Source organism: Micromonospora sp. NPDC005203, assembly GCF_042872705.1.
Lineage (GTDB): Bacteria > Actinomycetota > Actinomycetes > Mycobacteriales > Micromonosporaceae > Micromonospora.
This window is the reverse complement of the sequence record NZ_JBIAKV010000024.1, coordinates 38,468-51,376: the sequence shown is the minus strand read 5'-3', so window position 1 is coordinate 51,376 and position 12,909 is coordinate 38,468. Positions and strand designations below refer to the sequence as shown.

Genomic DNA, 12,909 nt, shown 5'->3' with positions numbered 1-12,909 from the left:
CAGTGCTTACAGACATCCGACATCATCAACCACCGAAAATCGGTACGACCCTCGACACCCGTCCCCCGGCCCGGCGGCTGCGCCCCCGGCATCCCGAGGAACTCCGGTCGCGGCCCGGCCGACATGCGCGCCGCCGCCGCGGGCGACCCGGTGGGCAACCCCGGGTCGGTCCCGGTGTCGACGCTCGTCAGCGCGCCGAGCGCCGCCGTCGCCGGGCTGACCGCCGGCCCGTCCGGGTTCTGCTCGAACGCGGGGGTCGCCAGGCCGGCCCGGCGGGGCTGCTCGACGAACGCGACGTGTCGCCACGAGTTCGCGGTCAGCGCGCCGGTGTTGTCGTACGACATGCCGAGCAGGTCCAGGCCGCTCTCCGGGACACCGTTCCACTCCTTGCAGGCCACCTCGCAGGCCTTGCAACCGATGCAGACGCTGGTGTCGGTGAAGAACCCCATCCGCGGCGGCGCGTTCTCGTAGCCGGCGTCCGACGCCGGATCCAGCGGGCCGTAGAGGGCGTTGGCGTGGGGCATGGGTCAGATCTCCTGGTCCGGGCCGCCGTCGGCGGAGTCGGTCGTGACCTGCGGTGGGTAGTGCGGGTTGAGGTCCCCGGAACGCCGCCGGTAGTCGACGACGAGTTCCTGGAGCTGGAGTCCCCGGGGGCGTCGCCCCGGCTGGATGTCGCAGGTGCCGACCTTGCTTTCCTGGATCAGGACGTTCGGGTCCAGGCTGATCCCGAACAGGTCGTTCGCCGAGTCGCCGGTCACCAGACCCTCGAACCCGAAGTGGTACGGCAGCCACACCTGGTGGATGATCCGACCGTCCACCCGCAGCGGGGTGAGCCGGTCGGTCACCAACACCTTCGCCTCGATGGCGGCGCGGGCGGTCACCAGGTGCGCCCACCCCAGATGGGTCAGCCCGCGCTCGACCGCCAGCTCCGGTGACACCTCCACGAACATCTCCGGTTGCAGCTCGGCAAGCGTCCGGACGGTCCGACTCATCCCACCGGCGGTGTGGTGCTCGGTGAGCCGGCTGACCGTGAACACGTACGGGAACACCTGACTGTGTGGCTCGGGTGGGCTCGGGTTGAGCGTGTTGATCGGGTGGGTGTAGACCTTGCGGGTCGGGTTGGCCTGCTGCCGGTAGAGCGGGTTACGCACCGGCGACTCCACCGGCTCGTAGTGGGTGGGCATGGGTCCGTCGAGCACGCCGGTGGGCGCGTACAGCCAGCCCTTGCCGTCGCCCTGGAGGATGAACGGGTCGTCGCCGGCGATGCCCGCCACGCCCGAGGCGTCCCTGTCCGGCCGGTACGACGGCGGTTTGGTCTTCTCGAAGTCCGGCACGTCGTAACCGGTCCACTCGGACTTCTCCGCGTCCCACCAGACGTAACGTTTGCGCTCACTCCACGGGTTGCCGTCCGGGTCGGCGGAGGCACGGTTGTAGAGGATGCGCCGATTCGCCGGCCACGCCCACCCCCACTCCGGGGCCACCAGGGACTGTTCCGCGCCGGGTTTGCGGCGGGCGGCCTGGTTGACGCCGTCGGCGTACACCCCGGTGTAGATCCAGCAACCGCCCGCGGTCGAGCCGTCGTCCTTCATCTCGGTGAAGGACGACAGGGGTCGGCCGGTCGCCACGTCGTACCCGTTGATCTCGCGCAGCACCGCCTCGGCGCTCGGCTCCGCGTGCGGACCGTGCGTGGGGTAGCTCCAGTTGAGGTCGAGCAGGGCACGGTCGCGCGGCTGGGTCGACGACGCCAGCCGTTCCCGGACGATCCGCCCGAGGTGGTAGAAGAACCACAGCTCGGAGCGGGCGTCGCCCGGCGGCTCGACCGCCTTCTCCCGCCACTGCAACAGCCGCTGCGTCTGGGTGAACGTGCCCTCCTTCTCCACGTGCGAGGCAGCCGGCAGGAAGAACACCTCGGTGCGGCACTCCCCCGTCAAGATCTCGCCGGTCTCGATCTCCGGAGCGTTCTTCCAGAACGTGGCGCTCTCGATCTCGAACAGGTCCCGGACCACCAGCCAGTCCAGGTTGGCCATGCCGAGGCGCTGCGCGCGACCGTGCGCGGAGCCGACCGCCGGGTTCTGACCCAGCAGGAAGTACCCCTTGATCTTCCCGTCGATCATGTCGAGCACCTGCTGGTAGGTGCCGTGGTCGCCGGTCATCCGCGGCAGGTAGCCGTAGCAGTAGTCGTTGTCGGCCGTGGCCGCGTCACCCCAGTACGCCTTGAGCAGGTTGACGCCGTAGGTGCGCGCGTTGCCCCAGAAGCCCTTCTGCCCGGGGTGCGCGATGCTGTCCACCCACTTGTCGAGCGTCGGGTGGTTGGCGTGGTGCGGCATCGGCAGGTACCCGGGCAGCAGGTTGAACAACGTCGGAATGTCGGTGGACCCCTGGATGCTGGCGTGCCCGCGCAGCGCCATCACGCCGCCACCGGGACGACCCACGTTGCCCAGCAGCAGTTGGATGATCGCGCCGGTGCGGATGTACTGCACCCCGACGCTGTGCTGCGTCCAGCCCACCGAGTAGACGAGCATGCCGGTGCGGTCCCGGCCGGAGTTCTCCGTCCACGCCTGAGCCAGTTCGAGGAACTTCTCCTGCGGGATCCCGCAGACCCGTTCCACCATCTCCGGGGTGTAGCGGGAGTAGTGCCGCTTGAGGATCTGGTAGACGCAGCGCGGGTCCTGCAACGTCTCGTCGCGCTCGGTCTGCCCACCGACCGGTGCGCCGTGCGACTCGTTCTCCAACCCGGCCGCGGTCTCCCGCTGCGTCTCGCTGTCGCGGGTCGTCTGGGTCTGACTGTGTCCCTCGTAGCGCCAACTGGCCTGGTCGTAGGTGGCGTTGTCGTCGTTGAAGCCGGAGAAGATCCCGTGCATGTCCTCGGTGTCGACGAACTCGTCGGTCACGATCGTCGCGGCGTTGGTGTAGGCGACGACGTACTCCCGGAAGTCCAGCTCGTTGTCGAGGATGTAGCGGATCACCCCGCCGAGCAGGGCGATGTCGGTGCCGGCCCGAATCGGCAGGTACGAGTCAGCCAGCGCGCTGGTACGGGTGAATCGCGGGTCGACGTGGAACACCTTCGCGCCCCGGCGCTTGGCCTCCATCACCCACTGGAAGCCCACCGGGTGCGCCTCGGCCATGTTCGAACCCTGGATGACGATCACGTCGGAGTTCGAAAGGTCCTGCTGGAACTGGGTGGCGCCGCCGCGACCGAAGCTGGTCCCCAGACCGGGGACGGTGGCGGAGTGTCAAATACGGGCCTGGTTCTCGATCTGGAGCGCCCCCATCGCGGTGAACAACTTCTTGATGAGGTAGTTCTCCTCATTGTCCAGCGTCGCCCCACCCAGGCTGGAAAACCCCAGCGTCCGGTTCAGCGGCCGACCCTCGACGTCGACGTCCTCCCAGGTCTCGTCCCGGGCGGCCAGGACCCGATCGGCGATCATGTTCATCGCCGTGTCGAGGTCGAGGTCCTCCCACTCGGTGCCGTACGGCCGGCGGTAGCGGACCGTGGTCTGCCGCAGCGGGCTGGTCACCAGGCTCCTGCTGGCCGAGCCCTTCGGGCAGAGCCGACCCCGCGAGATCGGGCTGTCCGGATCGCCCTCGATCTGGCTGACCTGGCCGTCCTTGACATACACCCGCTGGCCGCAGCCGACGGCGCAGTACGGGCAGACGGACCGGGCCATCGAGTCGGCGGTGTCGGTGCGGGAGGTGAGCGCCCGGGATCCGTCGGACTCGGCCGCCGTACCCCGGCCGAGCGGGTCGGTGCCGGTGAGCTGGCGGTAGACCGGCCAGCCCTCGATCCAGGTCCGCACCCCCATCGCCGTACCTTCCCGACTAATCACACCAAATGTGAACAGCCTGACAGTAGACGAGGCACCGACCCGATCGCAGCGAGATCACCAACAGTCATGCCTTCCCCGGCCTTCGTCAGCAGGCCGGGAAAGGCATGGTGGTGTACGGCGAGGGTCAGTTCGGCTGGAGTTGCCCGACCCGGTGGTCACCGAAGGCCCGGTAGCGGCGCAGCTCCCAGAGCAGCCAGCCGATGCTGATGATCGCCAGCACGACGAAGACCAGTGAACCGGAGAACGTGTCCCACAGCGTGTGCAGAACGACGACACCCAGGAACGTGCCGAGGAAGCCGAAGAGCCGGCCGACGCTCGGGCTGGCCAACAGCGCCCACAGCGCGCCGGCGGTCAGCCCGGTCCAGGCGGTGTGCCCGGCGGGCGCGGTCAGACCACGGATGAACAGGGTCTGCTCCACCGCGCCGATGTTGCCCTGCGAACTCAACAGCGCGGAAAAGGCGTACCCCATCGTCTCCAGCGCGGCGAAACCCATGCCGGCGGCGATACCGATGATCAACCCGTCCGAGGGCACCCGACGCCGATGCTGGGCCACCACCGTGAACAGCAGCACCACCGGGACGATCAGCTTCGCCGACTCCTCGATAAGTGCCACGAACAGCATGGGCAGGGCGCCGAGGCCGCGCAGGGTGTCGTACTCCAGCGTGCCGGCGACCACCGTGCCGATCACCCCGCCGAAGAACGCCGACGTCACCAGCACCGACGCCGGCACCTGCCATCGACCGGTACGCGCCTGCGCGAACGTCAGGAACGTCAACGGCACGAGCGTCGCCCCGAGCAGGATGAGCGCCGGTACGAAGTTCGGATTCTTGGTGCTGACCAGCGTCCGCAGCACCGCCAGGTAGAGAACCAGCCCGACGACCAGCACCCCGACCCACGCCCACCGGCGCCAACGATCACTCATACCGCGCAGTCTGGCGGATCCAGGTTACGAACACTAGCCACGGCCCCGAGATCCGGGGCGACTCCCGCGCGGGCCGCGAAGACCGTGAACGACAACTACGATCTCCGCACATGCGTCGCATGGCACCGTCACTGGCACTCGCAGCCCTGCTGGCCCTGTCCGCCTGCACCCCCAAGCCCGAGGAGACCGCTGACGTCGACGTGGCCGTCTTCCTCGCCAACGACGTGACGATGGCGCAGAGGAGCACCGTGGAGCAGCGGCTTCGATCGATGCCGAGCGTCACGCAGGTGTCCTTCGAAACCCGAGAGCAGGCGTACGAGCGTCAGAAGGCGGACCTGTTGGACAAGCCCGACCTGCTGGCGGCCCTCAAGCCGGAGTACGTGCGTGAGCTTGTGCACGCCACCGTCACCGACGCGTCGATCGCCGAGGCGGTCATGGCGGTCATGGCGGAGGTGGACGGCGTGGAGGACGCGACGCTCAGGATCGCGAGCGTCGACCCTCAGCCATCGCGGATCGGCGTCATCGTTCGGCTGAAGCCGTCGGCGACCGGCGAGCAACGGGCCGCCGTGGAAAGGACCGTCCGAGCGCTGCCGACCGCGAAGTCGATCAAGCTTGAGGACCGCGACGCCGCGTACGAGCGCCTGCGCAAGCGGTGCCAGGGCAAGGGTGACCTGTCCACGCAGCTCAAACCGCAGCTGACGCACGAGTCGTGGCGGTTCGAGATGCCCCTGAACAGAGAAGGATCCGCAGTGGGCGAGCTGATCGGGCTCGACGGCGTCGACGGCGTGACCCTGGCCCCGCTGGCGATGCTCTGACGCCTGCCGGGAGGTTACCCGGCGCGAGATCCGGCATGGGTGGCAAGCCAGTTTGGCGGCAGGGGGATCGTGTGGAACCACTCGCGCGATATCTGGCCGTAGAACGGCGCCTTCAGCACCGGTGTTCCCCCGCCGAACCGGGCGGCGGCTGCGGAGGCTCGCCGGACGTTGAACCACCAGCCGCCCCTCCCCCGGGACATGACGATTCGGCCACCCTGGACGATGCCCACGTGACGGGTCGTGGGTGGCAGATTACTTGTCGTCCACACCCGACCCTGGAAGTAGACGATGGCGTCGATGTTTGACCACTTCTCGCGCATCGCTGGCCGGCCGAAGTCGTCCGGGCCCAGGTAGACGCCCTGCTCGTCGATGGCGAAGAGCAGCTCGCGCCGCATCGCACTGCTCACTCGACGACGGGCCGTGGCGAGGAAGATGACCTCGAAGAGCACCCCGAGGATGAAGAACAGAAAGCGGACGCGCAGGTCCTGGAGGCCGATCACGATGGCAGTGACCGGCAACAGGCTGTACAGCGCCAACGTCAGTGCGGTCCGGGTCCGGCTCCGCCGAACCACGTACGCCGAGGCGGCATCCATTCTCATGGCTACAAGATACGGTGGCGATCACGAGCCGCCCGGCCGCGGCCGGCGGTCCCACAGCACCAGGCCGCTGAGCAGCATCGCGGCGCCCAGCCCGACCATCGCCAACGCCGCTGCCGTGTGTGCGCTCCCGCTGAGGTGACCGGCCACGATCCACCCACTGTCGATCCCGAACGCCAACGGCATCACCCCCTGCGGGACCACCGGGATCCACCCCACCGTGAGCAGTCCGAGTGCCCACGCGGTCGCCGTGTTCTCCCGGTACCACCCGGCGTCCCAGGTCAGCGGGAGCACCGTCTCCGGTGGTCGGGTCCGCTGGCCGGCCGCGGCGAGCACGTCGGTCCCGCGTCGGGTCAGGCGTTCGTCGGCCAACCAGACGCCGCCCCACCAGGCCGCGGCGCCGCTGAGCAGCCCGACCAGGGGCAGCAGTGGTGCCACCTCCGGCGGACCCCAGATCACCAGGGCGAGCACCGGCGCGGCGGCCACCAGTCCCGACCCGGTGGCGACCAGCACGCTGACGATGTCGGTGGGGTTGTCGGCCGACGTCGGGTGCCGTGGGTCGGCTACCGGCCGCACCCGCAGCAGCGACACCCACACCGGCACCGAGGCGCCCGCGCCGAGCAGAGCCGGCAGGGTGGAGAGCGCGGCCAGCGGGTCGACGTCGGGCGCGAGGAGCACACCGACGACGGCGAGCAGCACCCCGATCGGGGTGACCAGCATCAGCCAGGCCAGGGCCCGACCGCGGACCTCGGCCCGTTCGCCGCCCGGTGTGGTGAACGGCAGCCACAGCGCGGTGCCGTCCAGTCCGACCAGTCCGGTCGACATCGCCGCCGCGCCGAGCACGGCGAGCGACCCGGCCCACGGCAGCAGCAGGTACACGTCGGACAGCAGCGGTAGCCCGGCGAGCAGCGCCCCGTACACCACCGCGAACGCCAGATACTGCAACCGCAGCGGATGCCGCATCCAGGCCCGCAGCTCGCGGCCCGCGACCGCCCGCGTCGCGGCCGGCACCCACGCCCTCCAGCCGCGCTCGGGACGCCCGTCTCCGGCCGGTGACGCCGCCGCGGTCGTGCGCCGCGCGGCCGGCTCGTCGCCGTCGCGCCGCACGAGCGGGAACGCGGTGGTCCGGCGCGGCCGGAACGGCACGCCCGTCGTGATCACCCTTCGCACGAGCATGAGGTACGCGGCTGCGCCGAGCGCCACGATGCCCACCAGGGTCGCCATCAGGCGCACCCCCTGCCCGCCTGGTCCGGAGGCGGCGGCGACCGGCCAGGCGCTCGGCACGTACCCCATGGCCCGGACCACCTCGTCCGGCGCCCCGACGAGCAGGACCGACACCCAGGGGAAGACCGCCCAGAGCGACCCGGCGACACCCATCGCCGTACCGGTGAGGATGCCGGTGAGCAGCGCCCCGACCGGACCGCCGGCGTGGCCGACGATCTCCAGTGCGATCGCCGAACCGATCAACCCGAGCAACCAGAGCAGCAGCGCGCCGACGGCGGCGACGAGGACCGCGACGAGGCCGTGCCGAGCGGCGTGCACCGGCAGCGCGGCGAGCGCCACGAGCGAGACGGCCGGGCCGATGCCGATCGCCGACGCGGCGAGCAGACCGGTGGCGGCCGGGACGCCGCCGATCGGCTCCAACCGTAGGTGAGCTGGGCGTACCCGGCCGCGCCCGCCGCCGAGCAGCAGCGGCAACACGATCCAGCCGAGCACCCACGCCCCGACGAGCAGGGCGAGGGTGTGCTGGTCACCGCGCAGCGCGTACCGGATCAGCCAGACGGCGGCGAGCAGACCGGCCAGGCCGGCCACCGTGGGTCCCGGATGCTCGCGCAGCGAGCGACGCAGCATGGCCGCGCGCATCCGGGCCGGCACCGCGATCGTGTGCAGGGTGCCGGCGTGCGCGGCGTGCGGTTGCGCGCTCATCGTGCCTCGGTCAGCCAGTCCAGACCGGCACTGCCGGAGGCGTCGGCACCGACCAACTCGACGAACCGTTCCTCCAGGCTGCCGCCGGCGGCGACCTCGGCTACCGGCCCAGCGGCGGCGACCCGGCCCTGATGGATCACGGTGACCTCGTCGCACATCTGCTCGACCAGCAGCATCGAGTGGGTGGACAGCACGCAGGTGCCGCCGCCGCCCACGAACCGACGCAGCACCCGGCGGATGGTGGCCGCGGAGACCGGGTCGACCGCCTCGAACGGTTCGTCGAGCACGAGCAGCCGGGGCGCGTGCAGCAGCGCCTGGGCGAGGCCGAGCTTCTTGCGGGTGCCGGTCGAGCAGTCGGCGAGTGGTGTGCCGGCGCCCTTGGCCAGACCGAGCACCTCGATCAGCTCGGCGGCGCGTTCGGTGGCCGCGACGCGGTGCAGTCCCCGCAGGCCGGCGCTGTAGCGCAGCAGTTCGGCGCCGGTGAGGCGTTCCGGGAAGTCGAGGCCGTCGGGCAACACCCCGGTCAGCGCCCGGGTCAGGCCGCGGTCGCGCAGCGCGTCGTGCCCGAGGATCCGGATCTCACCGGCGTCCGGAGTGACCAACCCGACGGCCATTCCGATGGTGGTGGACTTGCCCGCACCGTTGGGACCGACGATGCCGTGGAACGTGCCCGAGTGGATCGTCAGGTCGATGTCGTCCACCGCGCGATGCGCCCCGAAGGTCTTCACCAGGCCGCGAATCTCCAGTGCTGGGGTGGTCACGCGCCGAGCATAGGGGACCCGATTGTTGCATGGTGGACCGATTGAGGCTCAGACGACGTGCGTCAGACGGCGGCGGGCGATCGACGCGGCTTCGGCCTGGCGCCGACCGGTCACGCAGTACACGTCGCCGGAATTCGTCAGGTGTGGCAGGTCGCGCAGGTGTGCCGCCATGTCACTCGCGGGCAGCCACCTCTCGAACGTCATCGACTTGTCGTCGCCCAGCGCGACGTCGAAGCCGTCGAAGCCGAGCACGGTCAGGCGATCGAGACACCGACCGGCGACCGCGCGCGCGATCGTGGTGAATTCGAACGAGAGCGCCGGCAGTGGCCCACTGAGGCCGGTCAGCACCTCGTCCTCGAAACCCTCCACGTCGATCTTGGTGAAGCGTGGCGTGCCGTACTCGTCGATCAGGGCGTCGACGGTGACCACCGGGACCTCGATGGACGAGTCCCACACCTCGCCCTCCCACCCGCCCGCGCCCCGGGCCGCCCGCACGAACTCGGGCGAGGCGGTCGACACGGTGGGGTTGGCGGAGTTCACCTGCAACCGGGTACGGCCGGGGGCCGCGCCACACGCGGCGTCGACGAGCCTCACCTGATCGTCGTCGGCGTAGATCGCCCGCAGGGCGCGCAGGCACAGCGGCTGCGGCTCCACGGCGACGACCCGGGCGCCGAGGCGGCGGAAGCTGCCGATGTGGTCACCCACGTGGGAGCCGATGTCGAAGACGAGATCCCCACCGGTGACGAACCGGGAGTAGAAGGCGTCCATCCGCGCGTCGCGTTCGGGATCGCCGTAGTAGACGTCCAGTGAGCGGTGCAGCGGGGACATCGCCGGGTCGCTCCGGAGCGCGGCGATCCTGGTGTCGGCGGTAGCCGTCATGCGTCTGGGTCCAGTCCGTTAGTGGGGTGCGACGGGGGCCGGGTCACGGTCCGAAGGCGGTCAGGAACCGGTCCCGGAAGGTGTCCATCCGCCAGACCGGCGCCTGCGGTCCCGGCTTGAGGCCGTCCTGCCAGCCCCACCCGGAGATCCGGTCCAGCACGGCCCGGTCCTTGGTGATGATCGTGATCGGGACGTCGTGGCTGGCGTCCTCACCGGTGACGACCGCGGCGGGCTGGTGGTCGCCGAGGAAGACGAACACGAGGTCGTCGTCCCCGTAGGTCTGCACGTAGGAGATGAGTGTGCTCAGCGTGTACTCGATGGACGTGCGGTAGTCCGCCCGGATCTCGGTGGTGTTCCGGCGCCGGTCGTCGTCCGACCCGTGCGCGGCGGCGGCGCGGTAGACCGACCCGTCACCGACGGCGGCCCAGTCGAGCATCGGCGGAACGGGGGTCCAGGGCGCGTGGCTCGACACCAGCGCCAGCTCCGTCATCACGTTGCCGTCCGGCTTCGCCTGCTCCAGGCGCTGCCAACTGGCCAGGGTGTACTGGTCCGGCATGGTGCCGAAGCTGAACTTCGGGCCACGGTACGCGAGCGCCCTGGCGTCGTAGAACCGCTGGTAGCCGAAGAACGACCCCTCCGGCCACGCCCTGCTGACGGCGGGCATCACTCCCACGGTCTGCCAACTCGCCCGCCGGAAGGCGCCGTTGAGGGTCATCCGGTCACTCGCCAGCAGGGTGCGGTGACGCTGGTCGTTGTCGATCCAGAGGCCGGAGAGCAACGTGTCGTGCGCGAGCCAACTGCCGCCACCGAACGTCGGCGAGGTGAGGAAGCCGCTCCGCGCGGCGAAGCCGGCCGCGCCCAGCCGGCTGGTGCCGCCGTCGAGGACGGCACCGACCTGCGGCGCGAACTCCGGGTCCTCGACGGCGTCGCGGCCGTAGCTCTCCACGAACGCGACCACCACGTTCTTGCCCCGCAGCGCGGTCAACAGCTGGTCGCCCGGGGTGTCACGGAACGGGTCGGCCTCGATCAGCGAGGAGAACGTCTTCCGGTCGTCCAGACGCAGGCGCACCTGGAAGCCGTGGCCGTTGGCCAGGGTCGTCGCGGACGTGTCGGCGACCGGCACGGCCGGCGTCACCCGCACGTCGAACGCGGCGCAGGCCACCCAGATGACCACGAGCGCGGCCACCACCCGGGTGGTCCCGGTGCGGTGCCCGACCACCAGCCGCCGCACTCGCCGCACCGACAGCGTCACCAGGACGGGCAGTCCCACGAGCACCACCGCCAGGAGGGCGGCGACGCCGATCGCGGCGGGCCGGCCGTACGACTCGCTGAGGAAGGCGAACCCCTCGTCGAGCAACGCCCAGTCGAGCACCGGGTCGAACGCCCGACTGAGCGCGGCCGTGAACCCCAGGTCGAGCACCTTCAGCAGGCCCAGCAGGCCGAGGGCCACGCCGGCGAGGGTGGCGACCAGTCGGCTGCCGCGCTGCGGCAGGGCGAGCAGGAGGGCCACGACCAGCAGCGCCTCCAGGGGAATCCGGACGAACGCGGCAGGGGTGAGACGGCCGAAGTCGTACGGCATGGTGAGGACGACCAGCACGAGCAGCGTGGCCAGGACGGCCGTCAGCCCGGCGGCGACGGAACGCCTCGCTCGACCCGCGCCCGCGGTGCCATCGTCGGCGGTGCCACCCGGGACCCCGTCCCGCATGGCCTTTCGTCTCTGGCTCGGCAGCTCACGTACTCGCGTCAAGAGCGACAACCCGGGCATCCTTCCATGGTCAGTGCGCGGTACGGGCGGCTCAGACGCGGGCGATGTCACCGCGGGTCGCGGTAACCGTCGGGCGGTGGCTGCTCACGTGGACCATCGTCGCCGCTACGCCCAGGATGCTGTGGAGCGGGGTGCGGCGACGGTGCCGGGTCACCCACAACCACCTGACGTCGCGGCCGAACGACTCGATCAGCAACGCCAGCGACGCCATCAGCACGACTGTCGTCAGCAGTCCGGGCAGCGCGTCCGCCAGGGCCACCAGCAGCACCACGCCCTGGATCGCCGCGACGACCTTGCGCCAGTAGCGCGGCGGCAGGGACCCGCGCATCCAGCCCAGCACCCAGCTCGCGGCGACGAAGACGTAGCGCATCGCGCCGATCGCGAGCACCCAGCCGCCCACCGCCGGAGCGACGTGGAGGCAGAGCACCAGCACCAGGAACGAGTCGATCTCCATGTCGAAGCGCGCGCCCAGCTCACTCGTGGTCCCGGTGCGTCGGGCCGTGTACCCGTCCACCGCGTCGAGGGCCAGCGCCACGGCGGTCAGGGCGACCATCAACGCGATCGGTGCCGGCCGGGTGAGCGCGTCCGCGGCCAGGGCCGTCACGCCGCCGACGAGGATCGCCCGGCTCAGGGTCACCCGGTCCGCCGGGCTCAGACCAGGCGCGGCCGACCGGGACATCCCCCGGCCGAGCAGGACGCACAGGCCCATCCCGTACGCCAGGCCGGCCGCCCATCCCGCCACGCCGAGGCCGACCGTGCCGGACAGCACCGCCAGGAGCGCGATCTGCACGATCAGTCCGAGGACCGGACCGGTTCGAACCGTTGACATCGTGCCTCCGCGACTCTGGTGGGGTGACCTCACCGGGAACACGGAAAATATGACCGATAGGTTCATTCTGAAACGCCCGCGGCACGGCCGGCTTGGCGGACGCGGGAGGAGATGCCTCCGCCGAGGTCTGCCGACAGGCGCCCCGGCCGCGACGAGGGAGATTCATGACCGCGTATGTGCTTGCTCATCTGCGCCGGGCACCCGTCCATGCCGAGGTGCTGGAATACCTGGAGCGCATCGATGCCACTCTGGTGCCCTTCGGTGGCCGGTTCATCGTCCACGGTGGACCCGTCGAGGTGCTGGAAGGTGGTTGGTCGGGCGACCTGGTCATCGTCGAGTTTCCCGATTCGGCCAGTGCCCGATCCTGGTACCACTCGCCCGCGTACCAGGAGATCAAACCCCTGCGGACGAGGCATCTCGAGGGCGAGTTGATCCTCGTCGAGGGAGTCGAGGCCGACCACCGCTCAGCGGAGTTGGCTGCCGTGCTCCGACGAGCAGTCGGTTCCTGACGTCGGGGTCAGGTCCTCGGCGGGGCGCGGCCCTCGGGTGCGGGCACCACGCGGAACTGGTCCCGGTCGGCGAGCGACCG

8 protein-coding genes and 2 pseudogenes are annotated in these 12,909 nt (G+C 70.6%); 2 read left to right on the top strand and 8 right to left on the bottom strand.

All coding sequences use genetic code 11. The annotated features are described in order from the left end of the window. The 3 genes and pseudogenes from ACFYPM_RS31255 to ACFYPM_RS31245 form a co-directional block, all read right to left on the bottom strand. Positions 1–524: pseudogene (locus tag ACFYPM_RS31255) on the bottom strand (4Fe-4S ferredoxin); the annotation flags it as partial. A gap of 3 nt (positions 525–527) precedes the next feature. Then, the gene (fdh, locus tag ACFYPM_RS31250; RefSeq protein ID WP_387204704.1) at positions 528–3,803 is read right to left on the bottom strand and encodes a formate dehydrogenase; all 3,276 of its coding nucleotides are present in this window, start codon (positions 3,801–3,803) and stop codon (positions 528–530) included. Between the two features lie 148 nt (positions 3,804–3,951). Beyond that, entirely contained in the window at positions 3,952–4,749 is a 798-nt protein-coding gene (locus ACFYPM_RS31245) for a PrsW family intramembrane metalloprotease (protein ID WP_387204701.1), read from the bottom strand. A gap of 110 nt (positions 4,750–4,859) precedes the next feature. On the opposite strand from ACFYPM_RS31245, the gene ACFYPM_RS31240 reads away from it, so the two are divergent. Then, the gene (locus tag ACFYPM_RS31240) at positions 4,860–5,564 is read left to right on the top strand and encodes a permease-like cell division protein FtsX (protein WP_387204698.1); all 705 of its coding nucleotides are present in this window, start codon (positions 4,860–4,862) and stop codon (positions 5,562–5,564) included. Positions 5,565–5,578: 14 nt separating this feature from the next. Here the strand turns inward: ACFYPM_RS31240 and ACFYPM_RS31235 are convergent, their stop codons facing one another. From ACFYPM_RS31235 to ACFYPM_RS31215, 5 genes and pseudogenes are all read right to left on the bottom strand, one after another. Further along, positions 5,579–6,163, bottom strand: a complete 585-nt coding sequence (locus tag ACFYPM_RS31235) for a hypothetical protein (protein WP_387204695.1) — start codon at positions 6,161–6,163, stop codon at positions 5,579–5,581. 21 nt (positions 6,164–6,184) lie between these two features. After that, positions 6,185–8,086, bottom strand: coding sequence for a hypothetical protein (locus ACFYPM_RS31230; RefSeq protein ID WP_387204693.1), 1,902 nt, complete (start codon positions 8,084–8,086; stop codon positions 6,185–6,187). Continuing rightward, positions 8,083–8,847 (bottom strand): ABC transporter ATP-binding protein, encoded by a 765-nt coding sequence (locus ACFYPM_RS31225; protein WP_387204690.1) that lies wholly within the window; start codon positions 8,845–8,847, stop codon positions 8,083–8,085. Before ACFYPM_RS31225 ends, ACFYPM_RS31230 begins: the two co-directional genes overlap by 4 nt. A 48-nt stretch (positions 8,848–8,895) precedes the next feature. Then, positions 8,896–9,726: an FkbM family methyltransferase gene (locus tag ACFYPM_RS31220; protein ID WP_387204687.1), complete on the bottom strand. Its 831-nt coding sequence runs from the start codon at positions 9,724–9,726 to the stop codon at positions 8,896–8,898. A gap of 43 nt (positions 9,727–9,769) precedes the next feature. Next, positions 9,770–12,320: pseudogene (locus tag ACFYPM_RS31215) on the bottom strand (CDP-alcohol phosphatidyltransferase family protein). A gap of 164 nt (positions 12,321–12,484) precedes the next feature. On the opposite strand from ACFYPM_RS31215, the gene ACFYPM_RS31210 reads away from it, so the two are divergent. Continuing rightward, a complete protein-coding gene (locus ACFYPM_RS31210) occupies positions 12,485–12,829 on the top strand; it encodes a DUF1330 domain-containing protein (protein ID WP_387204684.1) in 345 nt (114 codons plus the stop codon). Positions 12,830–12,909: the final 80 nt, after the last annotated feature.